Source organism: Novipirellula herctigrandis (assembly GCA_007859835.1).
Classification (GTDB): Bacteria; Planctomycetota; Planctomycetia; order Pirellulales; family Pirellulaceae; genus Novipirellula_A; species Novipirellula_A herctigrandis.
Genome location: SJPJ01000001.1, coordinates 1,110,326 through 1,134,843, shown reverse-complemented (window position 1 = coordinate 1,134,843; position 24,518 = coordinate 1,110,326). Strand labels below are relative to the sequence as shown.

At 51.5% G+C, this 24,518-nt stretch carries 11 protein-coding genes; 4 read left to right on the top strand and 7 right to left on the bottom strand.

Annotated elements, in window-relative coordinates; all coding sequences use genetic code 11:
* Window positions 1–321: 321 nt before the first annotated feature.
* A complete protein-coding gene (locus tag CA13_RS03840) occupies window positions 322–1,554 on the bottom strand; it encodes a glycoside hydrolase family protein (protein ID WP_146394674.1) in 1,233 nt (410 codons plus the stop codon).
* Between the two features lie 482 nt (window positions 1,555–2,036).
* Window positions 2,037–3,554, bottom strand: coding sequence for a sulfatase family protein (locus CA13_RS03835; protein WP_146394673.1), 1,518 nt, complete (start codon window positions 3,552–3,554; stop codon window positions 2,037–2,039).
* Window positions 3,555–4,129: 575 nt separating this feature from the next.
* Between CA13_RS03835 and CA13_RS03830 the strand changes: the two genes are divergently transcribed.
* Window positions 4,130–11,692, top strand: a complete 7,563-nt coding sequence (locus tag CA13_RS03830; protein ID WP_419193906.1) for a right-handed parallel beta-helix repeat-containing protein — start codon at window positions 4,130–4,132, stop codon at window positions 11,690–11,692.
* A 132-nt stretch (window positions 11,693–11,824) separates the two neighbouring features.
* Here the strand turns inward: CA13_RS03830 and CA13_RS03825 are convergent, their stop codons facing one another.
* From CA13_RS03825 to CA13_RS03810, 4 genes are all read right to left on the bottom strand, one after another.
* Window positions 11,825–12,406 carry a YeeE/YedE thiosulfate transporter family protein gene (locus CA13_RS03825; RefSeq protein ID WP_146394671.1) on the bottom strand — a complete coding sequence of 194 codons (582 nt, stop codon included), beginning with the start codon at window positions 12,404–12,406 and terminating at the stop codon, window positions 11,825–11,827.
* Window positions 12,399–12,938 (bottom strand): YeeE/YedE thiosulfate transporter family protein, encoded by a 540-nt coding sequence (locus CA13_RS03820; protein ID WP_419193905.1) that lies wholly within the window; start codon window positions 12,936–12,938, stop codon window positions 12,399–12,401. The genes CA13_RS03825 and CA13_RS03820 overlap by 8 nt, the downstream gene beginning before the upstream one ends.
* A 761-nt stretch (window positions 12,939–13,699) precedes the next feature.
* Window positions 13,700–16,393: a sensor domain-containing protein gene (locus CA13_RS03815; RefSeq protein ID WP_146394669.1), complete on the bottom strand. Its 2,694-nt coding sequence runs from the start codon at window positions 16,391–16,393 to the stop codon at window positions 13,700–13,702.
* A gap of 517 nt (window positions 16,394–16,910) precedes the next feature.
* On the bottom strand, window positions 16,911–18,026 hold the full coding sequence (locus CA13_RS03810; RefSeq protein ID WP_146394668.1) for an AI-2E family transporter: 1,116 nt from the start codon (window positions 18,024–18,026) through the stop codon (window positions 16,911–16,913).
* A 178-nt stretch (window positions 18,027–18,204) separates the two neighbouring features.
* Between CA13_RS03810 and CA13_RS03805 the strand changes: the two genes are divergently transcribed.
* Window positions 18,205–18,573, top strand: coding sequence for a potassium channel family protein (locus CA13_RS03805; protein WP_146394667.1), 369 nt, complete (start codon window positions 18,205–18,207; stop codon window positions 18,571–18,573).
* Window positions 18,574–18,622: 49 nt separating this feature from the next.
* Here the strand turns inward: CA13_RS03805 and CA13_RS03800 are convergent, their stop codons facing one another.
* Complete coding sequence (locus CA13_RS03800; protein WP_146394666.1) at window positions 18,623–21,103, bottom strand: glycogen/starch/alpha-glucan phosphorylase; 2,481 nt, start codon at window positions 21,101–21,103, stop codon at window positions 18,623–18,625.
* A 599-nt stretch (window positions 21,104–21,702) separates the two neighbouring features.
* Between CA13_RS03800 and CA13_RS03795 the strand changes: the two genes are divergently transcribed.
* Window positions 21,703–23,271, top strand: coding sequence for an FMN-binding glutamate synthase family protein (locus tag CA13_RS03795; protein ID WP_146394665.1), 1,569 nt, complete (start codon window positions 21,703–21,705; stop codon window positions 23,269–23,271).
* Window positions 23,268–24,515, top strand: a complete 1,248-nt coding sequence (locus CA13_RS03790; protein ID WP_146394664.1) for a sensor histidine kinase — start codon at window positions 23,268–23,270, stop codon at window positions 24,513–24,515. Before CA13_RS03795 ends, CA13_RS03790 begins: the two co-directional genes overlap by 4 nt.
* Window positions 24,516–24,518 lie beyond the last annotated feature (3 nt).

The following is a 24,518-nucleotide window of genomic DNA, read 5'->3' as shown; positions in this document are numbered from 1 at the left end:
GTAGAGAGAATCGGAATGGACTCGGGTTTCGCTGCACGATCTCAGTTTGTCAAACAAAGATTATAAGGGTTTTTCGGTGAAGGAAACCCTCTGGAGTGGTATCCGGTCCAGACTCGCCCTTCCTCTGGATCTCACTGTCGGGTTGAAGGGGTTAAGGAGGGTAGAAGGGACGGAATTCACACATTCGTTCCGCCTGTGCGACAATTACGCCACCCCCCGCGGTTGACGGTTGGCGTGCAAAAGGCGTCTCGAAATTGACAAGTTGTCGCAGTACGCCCGCCAATCAACCTTCCGCGATTCATTGTGGTCCCCTTCGGGCAACTACTTTTTGCTTTGCGGATTGACCAAATGTTTGATGCTACCTCGGAAAAGATCGTCCGGCGTCATGATGTCCCGGCGGTATTGGAATCCCGTCGCTTCCACATTCGTGATGGAAATGGTTTCCTCCTCCGGTTGCATGTTGGCGACTGCCGCGATGGAGGGACCGCGGTACCCCGGCTCCGAACCCTCTTCAATACGGACAATGGAAGCGTGGAGCTCTTTTGGATAGTACTCCAAATGTGGGTATCGAGTGACGATGGGACCATCCCGATAGACCGCCTGTACGCCCTCAACTGTGATTGACTTGAAGCTGCCAGCAACCTTCTCCGTTTCGGGCCCATACTTCTTCTTCGAGACGAACGGGTTGGCGATGTAAACGCAAAACTCGCTGCCGTCGGAGCGGATGTTGCGTGCGACCACATCGCCATGTTTCATCGTGTGCGGCTGAAACATCAACGCCGCTTGCCCGTTCTTGCTCGACACGTTTTCGACAAGAATATTGAACAGGCCACCAACGCCGGACAGGTTCATCTTCTTGTAGCCCGTTTCTAGACGCACGCCGACGCCGCCGACACTCTTGATGTTCCGAAAGATCATGTTTTCGCCTGAGTGCGCTTGAATCGCGCCGTAACCGTAATGCGCATCGTTCGCAGTGAGGTTCTCGATCAGGCCGTTCCGGGCGATTTCTGCAACACCATCACGGACACCACCCCATCCGAAGGTGAACGAACTGTAGACCGTCCGATTGTCGTTCACCGTGAAATTCGCAACGCGGAAATTGTTACAGTCATTCACACAGACTGCCCTTAGGTTCGACGTCATTCCTGTAAAGTCAAATACGGTTCGGTCATCAGACCCGATCAATGATGTGTTTTGAACGGCCTCTTTCATGCCAAAATTGAACAGGTTTCCGTCCTCCTCATTTCGAGGCCGAAGGACAACCCCGCTTTTGAAAATCACATGAACATTGCTTTTCATTTGGATGTCCATCAGTCGGTACTCGCCTGCGGGAACAACAACGTGTCCTCCGCCGCCAGCGTGAACATCGTCAATCGCTTTTTGAAATGTTTTGCTGTTATCTTGCGACTTTACGGGGTAGTGTGCGGATCCAATCGCTACGGTGAGCTTGGGATTTTGGTAGCTATCCGAAGCGATATAAGCCGCATTTGAACCAGTCGCATCTAGAAACGGGATTGCAAATAACAACGCCAAGATAAATTTGTTGATGTTCATGTCTCTAATTTGCGTAATGGGATGTTTGCGTTTGTAATGGGATGGGTCCGTTTATGACCCTGGTGTTTCCACCCGATTGGCGAGGTCCGTTTTCTCCTGAACTCGGTTTGCGTTGCCGTTGATGTTTCCGGTGGCGAGACTCGTCAATTGTTTTGACTGAAAACGAGAAAAAATTGTTTTGACTGAGAACGAGAAAACGCCAAACATCTCGACGAGTTGGGCTACCACTCTACACCCGATATCAAAGGCGAGACGGAATCGACCAAGGTGGCGGTGGATGGCAAAAGAGAGTTCTCTATTACCGACTTTTCTCGGTAAGTGACTGTTCGGCATTGATGGATTCTTGAACGGCGTCCGAAAAAGGACGATGCAAACTTACCGCAGAATGAATCTCGCGAAGCGACGCCCGCGAGACTGCCCTGACAGACGAATCCAAATTTGCATCATTCGATCGGCTTTGCTGATGCCAGGTGCATCTCGTACTATCCCGCCTTCTTCTTGCTGGCTTTGTCACGTTTGAGACGCATTTTTTCAATTTCGGTATCGTCCAACCGCTCCATTTCCGCTGTTAGTGCTTGTTTTAGCTCTTTGATCTTACCCGCGTATTGAGGGTCGTCGGCAAGGTCGTTCATCTCGTTTTGATCGTTCTTGAGATTAAAGAGTCGGTAGACAGGAACGTCGGGGTAATAGATCAGTTTCCAATCGCCTTTGCGAATACTGCGCGAGACATGAAGGTAACCGCCGTAGATCAAATCACGTCCTTTGTCGGATTCTCCTTCGACAATGGGAAGAAAACTCTCGAATTCAATTTCTGGTTTTGGCACTTCCAAACCAGCCAATTCCATCGTGGTCGGAACAATGTCTTGGATGTAAACATTCGCATCAACCGTTCGGCCTGCTTCAATGCTTGGGCCTTTGACGATCAAGGGTGCGCCAAGGCTATGTTCATAGACATTTTGTTTTCCCATTAAGCCATGGTGTCCGACGGCTAGTCCATGGTCGGCCGTGTAGAAGATATAGGTGTTCTCGTACATGCCCCGCTTCTTGAGTTCGTTGAGGATGATTCCAAGTTGGTCGTCGAGATGCGTGATCAATGCGTAGTACTCTTGGCGATTGACCTGGATAGCATATTCCGTTCTCGGGAATGGAGCGAGGCGAGCGTCACGCAATGCTTTGCCGCATTTGATTTCGTCTTGATACGGATATTTGGGCAGAAAGTTTTCTGGGACCTTGATGCTATCGACGGGATAGCGATCCACATAACTCTTGGGTGCCTGCCTTGGATCGTGGGGTGCGTTAAAAGCGAGGTACATAAAGAAAGGTTCGTCTTTCTTTTCAGCGGCCTGATCAATAAATCCAATCGCTTCGTCTCGCAGCACTTCGCTCCAGTGTTGTCCGCCTTCCCAGAAACCTCCCTTGGACGTGTCCCAGGGGAGCCAGGTCTTGTCGTTCTTGTCTTTCGGGCGAAGGTAACCTTCTTGGGTATCCTTCGGCATGCCGGGACGTTCGGTTCCCACGACATCGAATACCTCGTTCGTTTTGAAGAAGGGAACATGCCACTTGCCGGCAAAATAAGTGGTGTAGCCGGCCGACTTCATCCGCTTGCTCCACGAGGTGCTCGTATCTGGATAAGGATTGGGCATCGATTTATCGCGGTTCCTCGAGTTCCATTTGCCGATTTGTTGGTTAACCGATCCGCAGTGCCAAACCGTGCGCCCTGTGTTAAACATGGCGCGACTGGCTAGGCAGACTGCTCCGGAGTAGGAACCCATGTTGTAGGCTCGAGTGAACCGCACGCCACTTTTGGCAAGTGCGTCCAGGTTGGGTGTTTGGACTTCGCCGCCTTCACACCCCAACGTTTCCCAACATTGGTCGTCCGCCAGGATGAAAATGATGTTCGGCTTCTCTGCTGCGTTACAAACGGTCGCAGCCGGCACGAGCAGAGTGAGTGCGACGACCGCAGCCAAGAATGAGATCGTTGGGCAGGATTTTTGATTCATGGTTCATTGCCAAGAGTAATTCGGAAGGTCGAGTGAAGATATTGGACTAGGTCAGTTCTAAAAAAACTACTTTCCATGACCGTCATTCGCAAGTCGAGAGAGCAAAATCACCATCGAGGGAATTTGTTCTCAGTGAAAACGAATTCTTGTCCCTTTGTGCGATAACTTTCGATGTTTTGGGGCCTTCGGCAATGCTCGGACGGGTGAAAGTAATCTCGCTACGAATTGTGCCGTACCGGTCGCGACGCGGGGCATGGCATTGGTCATTGGGGTTCTTGCACAGTCCCACATTGTACACGTGTTCGCCGGGGAGGTGCGCAATCACGCAAACGTGTGTCCTTTCGGGCCGTTTGGCACATGACTTGATCCACTGAATGCGTTGCTACCCGCTTTTTGGTAAAGAGGCTGCGGAACGCGAAATGAAGCGAAGGAATGTGAGGCAACATACGGAGAATTGATGTGCAATTCAATTTGCAGAGAGTGAATAAACAACAATTCGAATAGACCATTGTGTGCGGAAATTCAGCAGTCGTGCTTCTGTGCACATGTGCAAACCGTTTACAGCGAGAAGTACAATGCGAAAGTCTACTTTGCTCAGCAAACTTCGAAGACGTCGACGCACCAAGAGCTTGGAACCGATTCGCCAGAAACGGAGTCGTCGCCACATCTTGCCAATCGAGCAGTTAGAGGACCGACGATTGTTAGCCGTGTGGTCCGGGACATTGAACGCCGATACGACTTGGACAAACGCCGAAGTCCAAGAAATCTCCGGAGACTTGACGGTCGCCAGCGGCGTCACGTTAACGGTCGAGCCTGGTACGATCGTCAAGCTCCCATCGGCGAACGCTCATTTGTATGTCAATGGCTCTTTGAATGCGCACGGCACCACCGCAGAGAAAATTATCTTCACGTCGATCCGAGATGACATCGGGGGCGACACCAATGGCGACGGGAATGCAACCACACCCGGAAGAGGCAACTGGGCAAGAATCCAGGTGAATGGAACCGCAGCGATCTCCAATGCCGAAATTCGCTATGGCGGCCACTACTTTGGTTCGATGCTCGAAGTCAATGGTGGCGATCTGACGTTAAGCGACAGTACCGTGCGCGATTCGGAGACCGACGGTGTAAGAGTGATCGGCAGCGATTCGGTTCTTACCAATATTGCCTTCAACAGCAACAGTAACGCAGCGATCAGTATGGATTTGAATTCAAATCCATCGATTACTGGATCCACTATGGTGGGGAATGGAATCAATGCCATGCAGGTTGACCCGGGGACGCTAACAAGGGATCTCACTTGGGATAACCCAGGAATCGTCTACCGGCCGGATGGCGATATCACCGTTCCAAACGGAGTCACGTTGACGATTAATGCGGGCCAGATCGTCAAACCGTTCGGCAGCAATACGCACTTGTTCGTCGACGGCGCTTTGGACATCGCGGGAACGGCTGAGGATCCCGTTGTGTTTACTTCTGTTTCGGATGACACCCATGGCGGTGATACCAATGGTGACGGCGACGCGTCGACGCCAATATCCGGTCACTGGGCACGGATTCTGATGCGGGATGAGAGTACGAATAATCGCATCGACCACGCTGAGTTTCACTATGGTGGACACTACTTCGGCGCAATGGTGCAAGCGGTAGCCACGGATTTGACAGTATCCAACAGCAAATTCGTTAACTCGGAAACCGATGGTTTACGGCTCGATGGGTCCGATGCGATCATCACGGACAACTTCTTCGAAAACAACGCTAACGCCGCAATCAGCATGGACTTGAATTCCAATCCCGACATCAACGGCTTCACTTGGTCGGGCAATGGGATCAATGGCATGCAGGTGGATGCGGGTCCGTTGCAAAAGGACTTGACTTGGAACAACCCCGAAGTGGTCTATCGACCCGATGGCGACATCACGGTTCCCACCGGAACGACACTCGCGATCGATGCGGGCCAGATCGTCAAACCGTTCGGCGCCAACACACACTTGTTCGTCAATGGCACTTTGGACATCACGGGAACGGTTGAGGATCCCGTTGTATTCACGTCGATTCATGATGACACCCATGGTGGCGACACCAACGGTGATGCCGACGCAACGTCGCCCTTACCCGGTCACTGGGCGCGGATCCAAATGCGGGACGACAGCATCAACAACCGCATTGATTACGCGGAGTTTCACTTTGGTGGCCACTACTTCGGGCATATGGTGCAAGCGATCGCTACGGACTTGGCGGTTTCCAACAGCAAATTCGTTAATTCGGAAACCGATGGTCTACGGCTCGATGGGTCCGATGCGATCATCACGGAAAACTTCTTCGAAAACAACGCCAATGCCGCGATCAGCATGGACTTGAATTCCAATCCCGACATCAACGGCTTCACTTGGTCGGGCAATGGGATCAATGGCATGCAGGTGGATGCGGGTCCGTTGCAAAAGGACTTGACTTGGAACAACCCCGAAGTGGTCTATCGACCCGATGGCGACATCACGGTTCCCACCGGAACGACACTCGCGATCGATGCGGGCCAGATCGTCAAACCGTTCGGCGCCAACACACACTTGTTCGTCAATGGTACTTTGGACATCACGGGAACGGTTGAGGATCCCGTTGTGTTTACGTCGATTCATGATGACACCCATGGAGGTGACACCAACGGTGATGCCGACGCAACGTCGCCTTCACCCGGTCACTGGGCGCGGATCCAAATGCGGGACGACAGCATCAACAACCGCATTGATTATGCGGAGTTTCACTTTGGTGGTCACTACTTCGGGCATATGGTGCAAGCGATCGCTACGGACTTGTCGGTATCCAACAGCAAATTCGTTAGCTCGGAAACCGATGGTTTACGACTCGATGATACCGATGCGGTCATTACGAACAACTTCTTCGAAAACAATGCCAATGCCGCGATCAGCATGGACTTGAATTCCAATCCCGACATCAACGGCTTCACTTGGTTGGGCAATGGGATCAACGGCATGCAGGTGGATGCGGGTCCGTTGCAAAAGGACCTGACTTGGAATAACCCCGAAGTGGTTTACCGACCCGATGGCGATATCACCGTTCCAGCGGGGTTGATGCTAACGGTCGATGCGGGCCAGATCGTGAAGCCTTTTGGGACGAACCTGCAATTCTATGTTCGTGGCATCTTGGACATCACCGGCACCGCATCGGATCCGGTCGTGTTCACTTCGATCTACGATGACACCCATGGTGGCGACACCCTTGGAGATGGTGACGCATCGATGCCCTCACCGGGGCAATGGGCGCGGATTCTGTTGCTGGACGGTTCCGTCGACAGTCACATTGAACATGCCGAGTTTCACTATGGCGGCCACTATTTTGGCGCGATGGTTCAAGCGGATGCGAGTGTGGTGACGATTGAAAATAGTCTATTTCGAAATTCGGAGACCAATGCGATTGTTGGTTCAAACAACGCGTCAGTCGATGCTACGAGTTGTCTCGTGTTTGATAATGTCGGCTCGGGGGTTGTTGCTGCCTCCGGTGCATTCGTTACGGTGGTCAACAATACGATTGATAGGAATTCGCGTGGGATTCTTTCGAGGGGAACTACGTCAAATGTGAATTTGGTCAACAGCGTTGTGTCGTTTAATACCCAGGGAGTCGTCAGCGAATCCGGTGGCACGGTCACCATGCAGTTCAATGATGTGTTCAACCCGGACGGAACCAACTTTGTTGGCGTAGATGACCCAACGGGAACTGACGGAAATATTTCCGCGGATCCAAAATATATCGATGCCATCAATGCCCGCTACCAACTTCTAAGTGGTTCGGCAGTGATTGATGCAGCCAACGGAGATCTTGCGCCAGCGACTGATTACGATGGCAATTTGCGATTCGATGATCCCGGTATTGCGAACATTGGTATCGGTGCTGAGCCGTGGTATGACCTTGGAGCCTTTGAACGCCAAGAAGGCTCGGACCCGAAGAACCTCGTCATTGAAAATGTGGCGGTCGACAAAATGCAGGTCGGAATCGGCGATCCGATCAGCATAAGTTGGACCGTGCGAAATGACGAAGTGTTGCCCATCGACGGTGGTTGGATTGATGTCGTTTTCGCATCCTCGGATGAGATTTGGGACATTGGCGATGTGCCGATTGCAGAGATCATGCGAACCGACGTGCTTGCACCAGGTGAATCTTACAATCAACAAACCAACATCAATGCGCCTCCTAGTCGCCAAGGTGATTTGTTCTTTATTGTTCGCACCGATGCGCGCCAGCAAGTTCGTGAATCGGTGGAAAGTGATAATCAAGCCTTCACTTCGACCGAGTTGGACGTTCCTGAATTGGTCCTTGATACGCCGCTTGATTCATCGTTCTTGGGCTCAGGCGAATTGCAGTACTATCGTATCGACGTTCCCGGCAACCGGACGCTCACCATTTCGCTCGACAGTGAGGCGACCAGCGGATCGACATCGATGTTCTTGCGTCAGCAGGACATTGCGTCGTCGGTTACTTTTGATGCAGCCAGCCCAAGTGTTTTTTCGCCCGACCAGCAGCTTGAGTTGGCTGAAACGGACCAAACCACCTATTACCTTACTGTTCGCGCGGACTCGGGTGCTGCGGCATCGAGCCCGTTCACGCTTAATGCCACCCTGCCGGGATTCAAACTCAGTGCTGTCTCACCAGCGGTCGGCGGCAACTCGGGTGAATTGACACTTGATGTGGTGGGAACGGATTTGACACGCATCGCAAGAGTGACGTTGGTCAGCGAAGACAACACGGTTGTCACGCCTATGCAAACGCGGTTTACCGATCCAACAAGTCTGTCGGTCACGTTTGACTTACAAGGGGTGGCTGCGGGTAGCTACGATGTACGAGTTGTCTCGTCGGTTCCGGTAGTCGAATTCGATGAAGAGGGAAATCAAACCACGGGCGAAGTCATTGATGGCGATGCGACCTTGGTTGACGCATTTGAAGTGGTGGATGAGGAACCGACGCCATTGACCACACGATTACTTCTACCATCGGCAGCACGATTCGGTCGAGTGTTCCCAATCCATCTAGAAGTCATTAACGAAGGAATGAACGACGTTACTTCACCGCTGCTATTGGTTCATAGCCCATCGGGAACGCCGCTTTCGCTAACGCCGGATTTCAATGCCAATACACCGAGCCAAGTTCAAGTGATGCCGCTCAGTGATCGTGGATTACCGACGGTAATGAAACCCGGTGACCGAGTCTTGATCCCGGTGTATGCATCGGCAATAACGGAACCGGATTCAACCTTTGTCGTCCAGGATCTGACGGTTCCTTCAACAGCACTTGCTTGGGATGATGTCGAAGCGTATTACCGTGACCAGACAACCGATGCTCAATGGGCCGAAACATGGGCCAATTTCAAGAGTCTTGTTGGTGACAGTTGGGGCGAACTTCATGATGTGATGCGAATGGCGGCAACCGAGCGCGTCATGCTTCAGCCACAGACGACGTTTGTGGCGGGGGCCGAATTGATTCGTGATCTTATGATTCGTGCCTCCTTTGGGGAACAAGACACTAGTCAATTTTTGACGTTCCCAAACGGCATGCTCGATCCTGACCCATTTGGGATTGGGGGGGCGGACGAATCGGCTGCTTTAGGCGAGCGATTGACAGCTCTGGAAGAGCCGATCCTTGCATGCTCATTTGCAGCCGCGGAACGGGGCGCTAGCGGGGAAGATGTCGATGAGAATGAGGATGGTTGTGCGTACTTCCGACCTCGGAATCCCGTGATTTTGGCGTCGATGGAAGCGTGGGCGCAAACCTCCGTGATTGCTGCGCTATCGGGGCGAAACGGCACGCTCGCGTCAAGCCTGTTTGTCGAGTTTCTCAATAACGACGCTCCGTCTTACCATACGTTTAGTGAGAGTCACGAAGTCGTTGATGGTACCCTTGCACACGCCGGATTCCGAAACAGTTCCGTCACGCGGAGAGTTCTGCAAACGGTTTTCAATGATGCGACGCATGAAATTGGTCGACGACTTGATCCTAGACTGGCGGCCGGATCACCAATCACCGCGGAGCAGTTACCACCATTTGAGTCCGTCTCGTTTCCAGTTGAAAGTTTCTTTAGCCAAGTCGGACAACTGGACAGCCGATTGAGTCCGTGGAGTACAAAACGTGGTGGTGACAACGAGAGTGTTTACTTCGCCGATGCGTTGCATTACGGTGGAAGTGGCGATACCTTTTCGATTCCAAACGCAATCGCCGGCGGTGTCGGAAAAACGGATAAATCACTTCCTGAAGAGTTGCAGCGCACCTATGGCAGTGACGTTTTTGGTGATGACGAGCGGCGGATTTTTGGCAACATTATCCTCAAACGGATCGTCGACGAAAACGATAAGACGATCAGGATCGAAGCAAAAAGCGATTTGCGTGTATTTATCAAGGACACGATCGATTTCTGTCCTGGTGATCTTGGCGACGGGTTGACGGTCAAAGCAGCTACCGTCCCCCTGGCAAACCTCGAAGCCAATGGCTGGGCCTATGATGTTGGATTTCAAGTTGAATTTGCCAGCGAAGTGATGAACGGTAGCATCCGAATCCCACGAGATTTTGACAAGGATCCGGATGATCCGGAACCGCCTCCCGAGCCCGAGCCGGAACCAGAACCGCCAACGACTTGCACCGGAGAGAATGTGCCAGGTGAACATCCTGAGTGTGACCCCGGTGACCCGCCTGACGATGTACCTACCGTTCGTCCGCGTGATCCCAATGACATTCGGGGACCCGCCGGTGTAGGAGAAGAGGGGTGGATTCGGCAATCGGAACTACTGCCCTATACAATCCGATTTGAGAATGATCCCGAGCAGGCCACCGCAGCGGCACAAGAGGTGATCGTCTCGAATCCGCTTAGTGATAACATGGATTGGGAGACACTCGAACTTACTGGTATCGGGTTCGGTAGCCAAGCGGTTCAAGTTCCCGCCGGGCGTCAAGAGTTCTCGACCATTATGCAGACGACCAATGTCGACGGCACACCTCTTGATGCGATGGTGGACGTTGTGTTTGATCACGAAACCGGAACTGTCACTTGGTCCATCCGTTCCGTGGATCCGCTAACAGGCTTGTTGCCAGCAGATCCGTTTGCAGGGTTTTTGCCCGTCAATGATGAATCAGGCAGCGGCGAAGGATTCGTGACCTATACAATCCGATCCAAGGCGGATGTTGTTACCGGTGATGCCATTGAAAACCAAGCGTCGATCGTTTTTGACATCAATGATCCGATTGTCACCAACACCGCTCTTAACACCATTGACGAACTGGCACCGACCAGTAGTGTATCGCAACTGCCCGAAGCGTTTAGTACGACCGCCTTCATGGTTGAATGGTCAGGTACCGACGGCGCCATCGGCTCAGGGGTTGCCGCTTATGACGTCTATATGTCAATCAATGATGGTTCGTTTCAATTGGCACTCGCTGACACTCCCGCAACGAGTCACGAATTCACCGGCGAATCGGGCAACACATACTCATTCGTCAGTACGGCGGTAGATCAAGTTGGCGTGAGGGAAACAAAGACGCTCGTCGCCGAAACGACAACGCTCGTCATCATTGGCGCATGGGTCAACAACGACAATATCTATGACGTGGACAAAAGCGGTGACGTGACTGCGTTTGATGCCTTGCTAGTCATCAACGAATTAACGGATCAATTGGTGCATGACTCGGAAACAAGCCGCTTAACGCCACTTCAACCCACGGGCTACGAAGACCGCTTCTTTGACGTGGAAGCAGACGGGATGTTAACGGCGCTCGATGCACTGCGAGTCATCAATGTCCTGCTAATCCCTGACTTGGTCGCGGGTGAATTTGCTCAGGATACCATCGAGCCGATTCCATTTTCTGTCGATTGGCTGGGTGATTTGGTCGACGATTCGGACAGCGATAACGATCCCTTCGGTTCGCCTTGGGGCGAACCGGGGATGACTGCAATTGACCAACAATTTGCCTCTCAAGATTCCTTTGAATTTGACGAATCGGAAACAAGTCAACTTCGGCCGATGATCCAAGCCAGTAAGTCAACGACAGGCGAATCGGTAACAGATGGATTAGAGAGTAGTCTTCGCATGTTTGCTGATGATGTCGCGGAACAATGGAGAGTCGATCAGTGGTATCGTTAGGTGTCTACTGAATTGTTTTTCCGGTTCTGCTTTTTGGCTCCTGTTTTTTCGATGCACGCTTGCTACGTGGTTTGCCATCGTAGCTCTCAATCAACGGCTTTTTCCATTCTCAAAAAAGCTTTGCGATGACAACTAGGTGTTGTCGGCTTGCGGATTGGAATCCTCCGCTTTACGTTCCGTCCGATTCAGAAAACGGAACAAGAGGACTGCGATGATGGCCAACGCTGAAATGAAAATCCACGGTGACAGTCCTGTGATATCCGGCAAGGTTACCTTGCCATAGTCCCACACGGAAAGCAGGTTTGCTTTGAGCATCGCATACACTTCGGCATACGCCGCAGCTCCGACGAGCATGCCCACTATGCCGGCAATGGCGTGCCGCGATCCATCACCGAGTGCGGCCACCCCCGTGCCTGGGCAATAACCAAGTACCAACATGCCAATTCCAAATAGGATGCCTCCAAGAGCATTCGCCAAAAGCGTCGCAGCTTTGACATGCAATGCGACATCACCCAATTGGTGCATTGCATAAACACCGACTGAGCCGACGACGACGGCCGTTAACATGGTTCGTAAAACGGTGTGATCAACCCATAGAAATTGGCCGACGATTACACGGTAACGAGTCACGGCTCCGCGCTGTAGAAGCATGCCAAACACGATGCCGGTTGCCAATCCAAGGATCAAGTTTGTTGGCGTATCAATACTAAACATGGCGTTGTCCTTCCTTTCCAAATAGTACAAACGCGGTCACAATCCCGGAGGCAAAGAAGGAGATGAAGAAGACCCAGCTGCTAACACTGAATTGAAGTCCGCCGCTGATGCCATGCCCCGACGTACAACCGCCTGCCATGCGAGATCCAAACAGCACCAAAAAACCGCCAACGAATGCGCCGGCATAACGTACCAACCGGCTTGCCCCAAATCGCCACTTCCACAAACTGGGCACATCCTCGGGTTGATAGGAGCGACTCAGTAGTGCTGAAATCAATGCTCCAATTGGCAACCCAATCACCAGCATCATTTGCCAATCCAATGCCGGTTTGTCCACCAGGTACTTAACGTAATAGGGGTTGCCGGTAACGTGTTCTATGGAAAAGATCGATTCGATCAGTCCAGCCCAACGCACAAAAGTCGTGCTTGTTCCGAGAGCCTTTCCCATGAATCCGAAAGTAATCCAACTTAAAATCCCAAGTCCGGTTCCTACAACGTAGGGTGACCAGCGGGACATCTTCAAGTATTTCATCACAGCATCCAATCTCCACAATTCGTTAATCAATCTGGAAGCATTCTCTATCTTAAACACTTCGGCCGAGGCCATGTACTGACACGAGCCCGACAATTCTTCGTTGTCGATGGAAATGTCCCGCGAGTGTGCTTTCCTGTCACGACATCGCGTTCGTAGCGGAAGGTTTCCTAGCGAGACGACTTTGAAATCGGGTGTCGGCCCCCACGGATTGGCAACTTGCGTTTTGGCGGGTTGCGCCGGTGCCAATTGTCGTGGCTGCTAGGTGAATCTCTAAATGGCCGGTCAAGAACGCCGGTCAAGAACGCCGGTGAATGTGGGGCCGGTGAATGTGGGGCCGGTGAATGTGGGGCCGGTGATTTTCAATACGGATAGGTAGGTATTGCTTGGCTATGCCTTCTCATTTCCGTCGCGATTTCTATTGCGGAACGGATGAGGCGCACAGCCATCTGTTTTCGAAACGCAGTCGCACGATACTGAGCAAAGCGGAATCCACAAGAGCGTGATAGCTCCGTGTTGGAGAGTCATTGATCGGACAAGATGATCTCGGCGGCAGCTTCAATCCGCAATCGATTAAGATGTTGCATCGGAGTCGAATTGGTCAGCTGGCGACAATTGTCGGTGAAGCGTGTTAGGCCTAGCCCAGATGCTTGGGGCATGCGGTGCACGGGCGATTGTTGGGCTCGGTGCAACTCGCTGTTTCCGAGATCCTTATGGAAAGTCCGACGCTACGCTGAGTCGCCGGGATTTTCTATGGTTACTTACATCGATGAGAAAGGAACCATGTAGGTCATCTTCTGCGCCCAGCCATTAGCAAAGGCCATCGCGCCCGTCGTGCAGGCCTGTAATCCCATATTTGTTTTTAGGAAGTGTTCCAGGTTTTCGACAGGCATTGGTCGAGCAAAATAATAACCCTGCATTGATTCGCAGCCGAGTTCCTGCAATGCCTTTAGCTGCTCGAAGGTTTCCACTCCCTCGGCAACTAATTTAATACCAAGGTTGCGGACCATCACTACTAACCCATGCAGTAGGGCGGCTTCGCCGGTCGAGTCTTCGATGTTATCGATTAGAGAGCGATCCACCTTCAATACATCGACAGGAAATTGATTGAGTGCGGCAAAAGAAGCTGTGCCTGAGCCAAAATCGTCGATGGCAAGTGTGACTCCCAACTCTCGTATCGATCTCATTGTGCGAGCTGCTTCATTGACGTTCAATGCAAATGATTCTTCAGTCACTTCCAGTTGAAGGAATTCGGCTGGTAAACCGGTCTTTCGGAGTACACTCGAAATGTCGTTCGGGAGATTCGGGTCTTCGAATTGTTTGCGAGCCAGATTGATGTTGATTTGCCGCGGTGCGACACTGCCTAGTGTTTTCTGCCAATCAGCACACTGTTGGCATCCCGTCGATAGCACCCACTCACCAAGACGTAGGATCATGTCCGATTCTTGGGCGATTGGAATGAATTCAGCTGGACTGATCGATCCAAATTTCGGATGCTGCCATCGCAGTAACGCTTCGACTGCGGTTATTTCGCCGGTGACCAACGAAACGATAGGTTGATAGTGTAGTGACAGTTGGTCGGTTCCGATCGCGTCACGCAGTTCATTCTCCAACTGCATGCGACGATGGACTTGGGTATGCATTTTGTCATCAAAGATGACATGCTGTGCCCTACCCGCACGTTTGGCTTCGTACATCGCGGTATCAGCATCCCGCAAAATGTCTTCACCGCGATCATAAGTCGAAGGTCCGTTGACGATTCCGATACTGGCTGTCGAGAAAAACTGTTGAGCTCCCAATTGATACGGCTCAGCGAATCTCTGTTGCAGCTTTTCCGCGAAAGTGGCGGAGTCTTCCGCTTGATCCAAGTCCTCAAGTACCACGACAAATTCATCGCCACCAAGGCGTGCGATGACGCTTACGTAGTACGATGCAGCGGGATCATTCACCTCGCCCTCGGTACGCAACCGATCTGCTATTTGTCGAAGTAGTTCGTCGCCGACATCATGGCCCCAACTGTCGTTAACTGACTTGAAACGGTCGAAATCTAAAAATAGGCAAGAGAACTTTGTTCCGCGTTTTTTTGATCGAATGATTGCCCCCCGCAAATGGTCCAGTAGCAGGACGCGATTAGGAAGGCCTGTCAAAGAATCGGTGACTGCCGCTGCAGCGAGTTTCTCTTCGTAGTGCTTTTGTCGCGTGATGTCTTTAGCGATCCCAAGGTAGCCCGTGATTTCGCCGTTATTGTCTCGGAGGGCTGTGACTCCCAACATCACTAACACATGGGAGCCATCTTTTCGGACGTACGTCCATTCAAGTTCGTTAGGCAAACCCAAATTGGTTTTGCAAACGAAAACATCGAAACCTGGCTCTAGGTCGATTTGCAAATCGTTGCTGAAAGTTTTTGCCCGAGCCGCGACTTCGGATTCAAGGTGGAAAATCGCAGGCGTGTGCTGGTCGACCAATTCCTCCGAAGTGTATCCGAGCAAACGTTCAGCGGCTGGGTTGAAGTTCGTGATGGTCCCAGAAGGTGTCGTAGCGATGATGGCGTATGCCGCAGAATCAAAAATTGCTCGCTGCAATGCGTTTGCCTTTGCGGCTTCCGCTTCTTTGGCAAGCCGTTCGGTGATATCCATGATGATCGCCAAGAAGACTGGGCGATCCGCCATCATCGACATTTGCAATCGTACTTCGACGTCGTAGTCGGTCCCGTTTGCTCGACGGTGAACGGTTTGAAAAACGAGGAAGTCCTTGGTTTTATTGCGCAGAGGTTCGATCGACTTTTCGAAATCCAACAAGTCGAATGTTGGTTTGATATCGACGGGCGTCATTTGACGCAGTTCGCTCATGGCATAACCGAGATTGCGTCGAGCGCCCTCGTTTACGAATTGGAACAGCAACGTCTCGGCATCAAAAATGAAGATTTCATTGAGGCTGCGTTCGAGGATCACGCTGTGTTCATTGCGTTCCAACTCCAATGCTCGACGTTCCGTGACGTCCTCGATATAGCCAATGTATCCGCCATCGTGGAATTGATCGGTCGTAACCGGTCGTGCGCGGGCGCTGAGATGGCGAATCTCGCCATCGGGTCGCCGGATGCGAAACTCCATTTGATACTCAGAACCGGCTAAAAAGTAGCGGTTCCATTGATCCATCACTTTGGAAAGATCCTCAGGATGTATGCACTCTAGCCAACCGCTGCCAAGCGTCTGCTGCGACGTCATGCCGGAAATTTGTTGCCAAGCGTGATTCGTATAGACGTTCGCACCGCTCGCATCACACTTGAAGATTCCGATCGGTACAAACTCAGCAATCGAATGTAACTGTGTTCGGCATGAAGGCTCGTCAAGTGTCAGAAGTGAGTTCGGCACCGTTAACGGAGCAGACGCAGCAGTCCCGTGCGGCCCTTCAGGGTCCGTCGGATCGCTGTGTATGGCTTCGTCGTTTTGGATCATGTTGTCGTAGTTCTTTGCCGCCCGTGAGGCGGTTGGTCGTTCAATTGCCCAAGTGACCGCTATTGGTTTACGGTGCAATCTGATTTTGGGGGCCGCATCGTTCGTTTGGGATTGTATGGATCGTGAGCTTTCTGCGGATCGAAAGGCTTCCACCTTGGCTTGGGCCAACTTTTGACTTGCTCGCTCCGCTGTGTGAGGAATTGGAGAAAGCTACCAATTCAGTAAATACTTGGTCGCAATCTATCCGTGCCGCTGATTGAGCCCCACTTTTTGGCAGATGGTGAACGGTTTCCGGGCATCGCTAACGACTGTCAGGGCTGTAGTGATTTCTCTACACCGGTGTAGGTCACGTCCTGACTGGAATAGTGGAGCTCAGGCGAAGTGTTTGAAAAAGCACGAACAGCGTTAACGCTCCGCAGGGGTGGCGTGAATTCGCTGAAAGGGGGGGCGAGATTATGGCAATCCACGATCGACCTTCCTATGCTCGAGACCTCCTGAGCCTAAGTCGTGCGTTCCGTTAAGTGTCACCCCATCGTCCGGCGAGCATGCTGGAAATCGGTTTAGTGGCTTGAAAGCTTTCCAACGCGATTTTGATTCCGGCGGTGATCGGTGTTGCTAAAAACATACCGGTAATGCCCCACATCATTCCCCAAAACATCAACGCGAACAAAATCACCACAGGGTGCAGGTCAGAGGATTTACCCATTAGTTTTGGCTCGATTAGATTGCCACTAAGGATTTGTATCGCGGAAGTCGTTCCAATAGCCGCGAACATCCAGCCGAAGGTTCCGTCGGGATGCAGCAGAATAAACGGAATGGGCAGCAACGTGGCAACAATCGGTCCCACGTTCGGGATGTAATTCAACAGGAACGCCAACACGCCGAACGTTAGCGACATAGGAACGCCGAATAGCCAGAGTGTTATCCCAAAAACGCCACCGGTAATGATCGAGATGATGGTTTTAAGAGACAGGTACGAACGCACTTGTGTATTGATTCGATGGATCGGAGCACTCGTTCGATGCACATCCGCAGATCCGAGTAACAGAAAGAAAACGTAGATCAGCACGACCACACTGGTCGTCGCCAAGTTGAATAACTCAGACGACAACCGAGCTAATCCATTTCGCAGGAACTCATCAACGGTCTGCTGCAGATTTTCAAGCGACTGACCGATAGGTCGTCCTTTTGGTTTTTCGATGTGCACCGACGTTTGGTTTGGCAAACGTTCGCTGTTAGCTTCCGAGCCTGTCTCTTCGATTTCGGCCCAATTGGGTTTGGCAAAGGTCAGTTCGATCTGCTTTTCAATCGAAACAATCAGTTCGTTAACCCGATTTCGGTACGCGTCTCCCTTATCAGCCATTTGAACAACAGAGAGCCACAAGCACAGGCCTAGTACTACCATCATCGCAAGACCTAAAAGAAACGTAATCGCAGCAGCGATCAGACGATTCACGCCCAGTCGTTTTTCAAGTGTTTCCAGCAGTGGGGTGATCCCGCTGACCACAAACAACGCGACCACAAACGGCACCAACACGGGCCGTAGCCAATAGATCATGTAAGTCGAAACTGCGGTGGCAATCACAGCCAAACAAACCGTCTCGATACTTGGGTAAGATTTTTGGGATTCCATTGCGTTATCCGAGTTGGGCTACGCCATTGTTTTCGACAACCTGAGTGGTTGCATCACGGTTTTGTATGGCGACGAGGCATCTTGAATCGCATTGTACCGATTTCGAATCACCGTAAGACTGTACAATGCGGTGTCGAATGTCTGACCCTAACATTATTGTCCACTTCGTGTTTGAGTTATGCCTGAACGTAAGAAGCCTCGTCTGAAGAACTTTGTGATTTTTAGTCGGTATCTGTTTCGCTATACCGTCTACGTACGCGAAGTCTTGTTTGGTTTGCTGTTGATCATCATGCTGTGTGGCATTGCTATCTCCTACATCGAACGGATGGATTTGGGGGAGGCGATTTACTTTGCGTTCGTGACCGGTTTGTCCGTTGGCTATGGGGATATCGTTCCTGTGACACTCGGAGGACGCATTCTGAGTGTGTTGGTTGGATTGATTGGGGTTGTCTTCACCGGTTTAGTTGTTGCGATTGCGACGCGTGCCTTAGCGGATGCGACGGCCCACCGTTGGGAAGAGCTCGAGCGTATGCAGAAGGACAAGTAGTCTTGTCGCGATTTGCTCTCGTCGCAGCATGGCTGCCTATGCCTTATGTCTAATGACTTATGGGGCATGGTTTGGCGTCCCAGATGTCGGCGGCGTATTCGGAAATCGTTCTATCGCTCGAGAACTTTCCTGACGTAGCAACATTGATGAGTGCTCTGCGAGTCCAAGCATCGGAGTCCGCATACAACTGGCCAACTTGCTGCTGAGTTTGTGTATAAGAGCTCAAATCAGCAAGGTGCATGAAGAAATCGCCTTTCAGCAGAAGCGATTCGCGAATCGGTTCGAATATTCCAGGCTCATCTTTGCTAAAGTGATCATTGAAGATGGCGTCAAGTGCGGCTCGTGTTTCTGGTTCGTTCTCGTAATGCCAGATTGGTTTGTACCAACCACGCGTTGAAACAACTTGTTCCGCCGTCAAACCGAACAAGAAAAAGTTTTCTTCGCCAGCTTCCTCTGCCATTTCAATCGTCGCTCCATCACGCGTACCGATCGTCAGAGCCCCATTCATCATGAATTTGATGTTGCCGGTTCCACTGGCTTCATAGCCCGCTGTCGATATTTGTTCAGAAAGATCGCTGGCAGGGATCAACCGCTCGGCGAGTGACACGTTGTAGTTCGGCAGAAAGACCACCTTGATTCGTCCGTGGCAAACAGGATCGGCGTCGATCTTTCGAGCGATATTGTTGATCAGCTTGATGGTAAGTTTCGCTAAGCGATACGAGGGAGCCGCTTTGCCGGCGAAGAAAAACGTACGCGGTGGCATCTTCGTTTCCGGATTCGAGCGAAGGCGGTTGTACAAAACGACGATGTGAATCGCATTGAGAAGTTGACGCTTGTACTCGTGGATTCGTTTGATTTGGCTATCGAAAATCGACTTTGGGTCAACCTCATGCCCCAGGGCTGACTTCAACCACGAGGCAAATCGTTCTTTCGAGACTTGCTTCGTCTTGCGAAAACGAGCGATGAAATCGGAGTCATTGACCAATGGCAAAAGGCGGCGGAACTCCGTGAGGTCGGTTACCCATTTGTCACCGATCGCTTCACTGATGAGGGCGGATTGGTCTGGGTTGGCTAGCTTGATCCAGCGTCTCGGCGTGACTCCGTTGGTCTTGTTATTGAATCGCTCGGGGTACATTTCGGCAAAATCATGAACGACTCGACTGCGCAAGAGATCCGAATGAATTTTGGCGACACCGTTGGTGCTGTGCGTGCCAATGATCGCGAGGTTAGCCATCCGGATTTGGCGAGCGGGTCCCTCTTCGACAATGCTCATTCGCGTTGCACGGTTTTCGTCACTCGGGTGCGACTTTTCTACATCGTCGAGAAACCGGCGATTGATTTCGTAAATGATCTCCAGCAATCGTGGGCAAATCAATTCAAAAAATCGAACGGGCCATTTTTCGAGTGCCTCGGGCAGTAGCGTATGATTCGTATACGCCAGCGTGCGAAGCGACAAATCCCATGCTTCGTCCCAGCTTAAGTTGGCATGATCCAACAAAATTCGCATCATTTCTGCGACGGCCATTGCAGGATGCGTATCATTCAATTGGATTGCTACTTTGTCTGGCAAATGCTGCCAATCCTTATTGGACTTCTCATAACGCGCAACAATGTCGGCGAGCGAACAGCATACGAGGAAATACTCTTGAACGAACCGCAATACCTGCCCCGCTAAGGTCGTGTCACTTGGATACAGTACGCGCGTCACGGTTTCGGCAAGCAGTCGATCGACGATTGCACCAACAAAATCACCTGAGCTGAATTCGCCGAAGTCAAAAAAATCGGGTGTTGCAGCGCCCCACAGACGCAGTGTATTGATCGTTCGACCTCCATAACCAACGACGGGGCGATCATAAGGGACACCGAGTAGTTTTGATTCGTGTCCTGGGATCGTAACGAGGACTCCCTTCTCCATGCCAAAGCGACACCCCACCGGCACTTGAACCGTTTCACTACGCCGAGTTACTTCCCAAGGATCAGGCCGAGCCAACCAGTGGTCCGGTTGTTCTATTTGAAAACCATAGTTAATGGTTTGTTTGAAGATGCCATACTCATACCGCAAGCCATAACCGATCGCGGGAATCTGAAGCGTAGCAAGCGAATCGACAAAACAGGCAGCAAGACGCCCCAGCCCGCCATTGCCGAGTCCCGCATCGGGTTCTGTTTCGATGACGTCGGTCCAATCTTGTCGTGGATCCGAACGCAAATCGTCGCGAACAAACTTGTCGACACCGAGGTTGATGATATTGTTCACCAAGGTGCGACCCATTAAGTATTCCATGGAAAGGTAATAGACGCGTTTAGGGTTTTCCTTGTCGTGCGTTTCCTTGGTTAAAAGCCACCGCTGAGTCAACAAGTCACGCAGTGATCTGGCGACCGCCTCGAACCGTTCGCGTTGGCTCGCCGCATCCATGGACACGACATGATCAAAGACGACGTGACGGTCATAGTATTCATGTTTTGCATCGTGCGGAAATTGGAACTCACCGCATTCGTATTGCTTAAGCGGGTTCGGATTTGAGGAGTTCATGGATCGACCAACTTGTTGGGTAGAAAGGTTAAGTTGAGTGATTTCCAATCCTTGGTAATTATCGAGCCTTCGTTCACATGTTCCGTTTGACGTCGTGAACGAATGTTTTTGAGTAGACAAAGTGACGCGGGTCTCTTTCCTCTTCTCAGTCGTGCGTTCTCAACAATATCGTTTATAGCATCATGCTTCGGGCCAAGGAGTCGATTGGGGCTTGTTTGCCCTGGGATTATTTCCTGCGTTGAGAGTCACCACGCGGAATCGGAATGGAAAGAAGCCCCAGAAGCTCTTGGTCGTTTTGCGAAGGAAACCAAACGCTAACCCGTTGCGGCTGAATTTTACGGGACTATACCTTGTGCGGTTGAGAGCCTCCGCGAATGGAAATCGGTGCATTTGGTCGCGAAAAACGTCGCTTTTGTTGCAAAGTGCGGTTGCCCAAGATTCCATTTCGACCGTTGTGGACGGAACACGCCGCGTTCGTCGCCCATGAAAAACTCTGATATCTTGTTGGCTTCCATGGGCTTGTGGCAAAAGCTCTACTAAGCATCACTGCACATACAACGCACTGCACGTACGAAGCCCCGCACAGGAGAGAGTTAGAAATGTGGTATTGGTGGACAGGCCTTGCCGTTGGCGTGTTTTTTTTGGTCGTTGTCGTCTATGACCTTGTCCAGCGGAAGCACGCAATTCTACGGAACTTTCCAATAATCGGTCATTTCCGGTATCTACTGGAAATGGTGGGGCCAGAATTGAGGCAATATATTGTCACCAGCAACGACGAGGAGCGACCATTTAGTCGTGATCAGCGTCGATGGGTCTATGCGTCGGCGAAGAAGCAGAATAGTTACTTTGGCTTTGGATCGGACAATGAGATGGAGCAGACGGGCAACTATTTGATTCTGAAGCACGCTGCGTTTCCATTACCTTCGCCTAAGGCGGGTGAGCCGGGGTACGATCCCGGGTATCGAATTCCCTGTGCCAAAATTCTTGGAGGTCATCGTCAGCGAACCAAGGCGTTTCGCCCTGCTTCGGTCGTCAATATTTCGGCCATGAGCTTTGGCTCGTTAAGTGGTCCCGCGGTGGAGGCGATGAATCGCGGTTGTAAGCTAGCAGGTTGTCTACATAATTCTGGCGAAGGAGGGATTGCACCCTATCATCTTCATGGCGGTGAGTTGATCTGGCAAATCGGAACCGGCTATTTCGGTTGTCGCGATGCAAATGGCACTTTTAATCTCGAGAAGCTGAAGGACTGTGTTTCCAAGTATCCCATCCGCGCAATCGAAATTAAACTTAGCCAAGGTGCCAAAGCGGGTGTTGGTGGTATCGTGCCTGCTTCGAAGGTGTCCAAAGAGGTGAGTCAGATTCGAGGGGTTCCAGTTGGAAAAGACTGTGTCAGCCCATCGACGCATTCTGCGTTTGACGGACCGGATTCGATGTTGGATTTCGTTGAAAGGCTTGCCCAGGAGACGGGGCTTCCCGTCGGCATCAAATCGGCTGTTGGGCAAATTAGTTTTTGGTCCGAGTTGGCAGACTTAATGTCGTCTTCCGATCGAGCGGTCGATTTTATTAGTATCGATGGCGGCGAAGGAGGTTCCGGGGCGGCTCCACTTGCTTTTTCGGATCACGTCGCGCTACCATTTAAGTTGGGGTTCGCACGTGTGTACCGCCAATTTGCTGAGCTGGGTTTGCATGAGAACGTCGTGTTCATTGGGGCAGCAAAATTAGGGTTCCCGGAATCTGCTATGTTTGCGTTTGCACTGGGATGTGACATGATTGCGATTGCTCGCGAGCCGATGATGGCGATCGGATGTATTCAGGCCCAACGTTGTCATACCGGTCATTGTCCAACGGGAGTGGCAACGCAAAATCGTTGGCTGATGCATGGGCTTGACCCCACCGACAAGGCTGCTCGATTGGCAAACTATATCGTGAATTTGAGAAAGAAAATTTTGATGCTCAGTCGGACATGTGGCGCACTGCACCCGGGACTTATCAGCGGCCAGCATCTTGAGATTCTTAACGGCACATTTGGTTCGAGTACTCTTTCGGAATTGTTCGGATACCGAGACGATTTTGGAATGCCAGGGATAACCGATCGACAATCCATTGAATCAATCATGTTAGCGCATCAAGAAAATGGCTTGGCCCCAATAGAATCGACATCGCTATGAAAGTACTCGTTGCCGAAGATAGCATCGTCATGCGTACGGTCTTGGTCTCACACCTCCAAGAGTGGGACTACGAGGTCTTTGAGGCGCGAGACGGCAAAGAGGCTTGGGAGCTCTTCCAAAGTGAAGACTTCTCGCTGATATTGACGGATTGGATCATGCCAGAGATCGATGGCTTAGAACTCATCCGACGGATCCGAACTTCGACGCGACCAGGTTATTGCTATTTGATTTTGCTGACTGCGAAATCGGATAAAGAGGATCTGATCACGGCGATGGAGGTTGGAGCCGACGACTTCCTGGTTAAGCCTTGTGATCGCGAGGAGTTGCGAGTTCGGCTTCGCGAAGGCGAACGTATCATTCGATTGCAGCAAGAGTTGGCCCAACAAAACCAACAGCTTCGCGAAACCCAGGCCGCGTTGGTCGAAAGTGAAAAGTTAGCGAGTCTGGGCCAATTGGCGGCGGGCATGGCGCACGAGATTAACAATCCCATCGCATTTGTAACGAACAATTTAGCCGTGCTTCGACGTGAACTCGGCCCTATTATCGAGTTGGTCAGGAAGTACGAACAGACGCGTGATTTCCTTGATGATGCGCCTGCGGAACTGCTTGAAGACTTGCATCGGATCGAAGCAGAATGTGATCTTGATTGGGTTGGCGAACACTTGCCGCAATTGCTACAGTCGTCAACTCAGGGGCTTACGCGTGTCCGCGACATCATCAAGAACCTTCGTGACTTTGCACGTTTGGATCAAGCCGGCTGTGATGATTTGGACTTGGGCCAAGCCGTCATGTCGACACTGCAAATCCTCAAAACCCAAATCGATGAAAAACGTATCCGAGTGGAATTGGACGCAGGGTCGGTGCCAACCGTGTTGTGTCGTCCTGACAAGATTCTTCAGGTCATCTACAATGTGATTCTCAATGCGGTTCAGGCCAGTGAGTTGGGTGCGGAAGTGATGGTTCGCTTGATGTCGAATGATGAATCAGTGATTATCGAAGTTGAAGATAACGGTTGCGGAATGGAGAAGGAAACACTTTCTCGCGTATTCGAACCGTTCTTTACCACCAAGCCCGTCGGAACGGGGACCGGATTGGGGATGGCGGTTAGTTATGGGGTTGTTGGTGACCATGGTGGGGCGATTACGATCGATAGTCAACCGAACCAGGGAACAACCGTGCGAGTTGTCTTGCCAATCAAACCGTCTGACGACTCGATGACGGCGTCCCTGTCCAAATCGACTTAGATG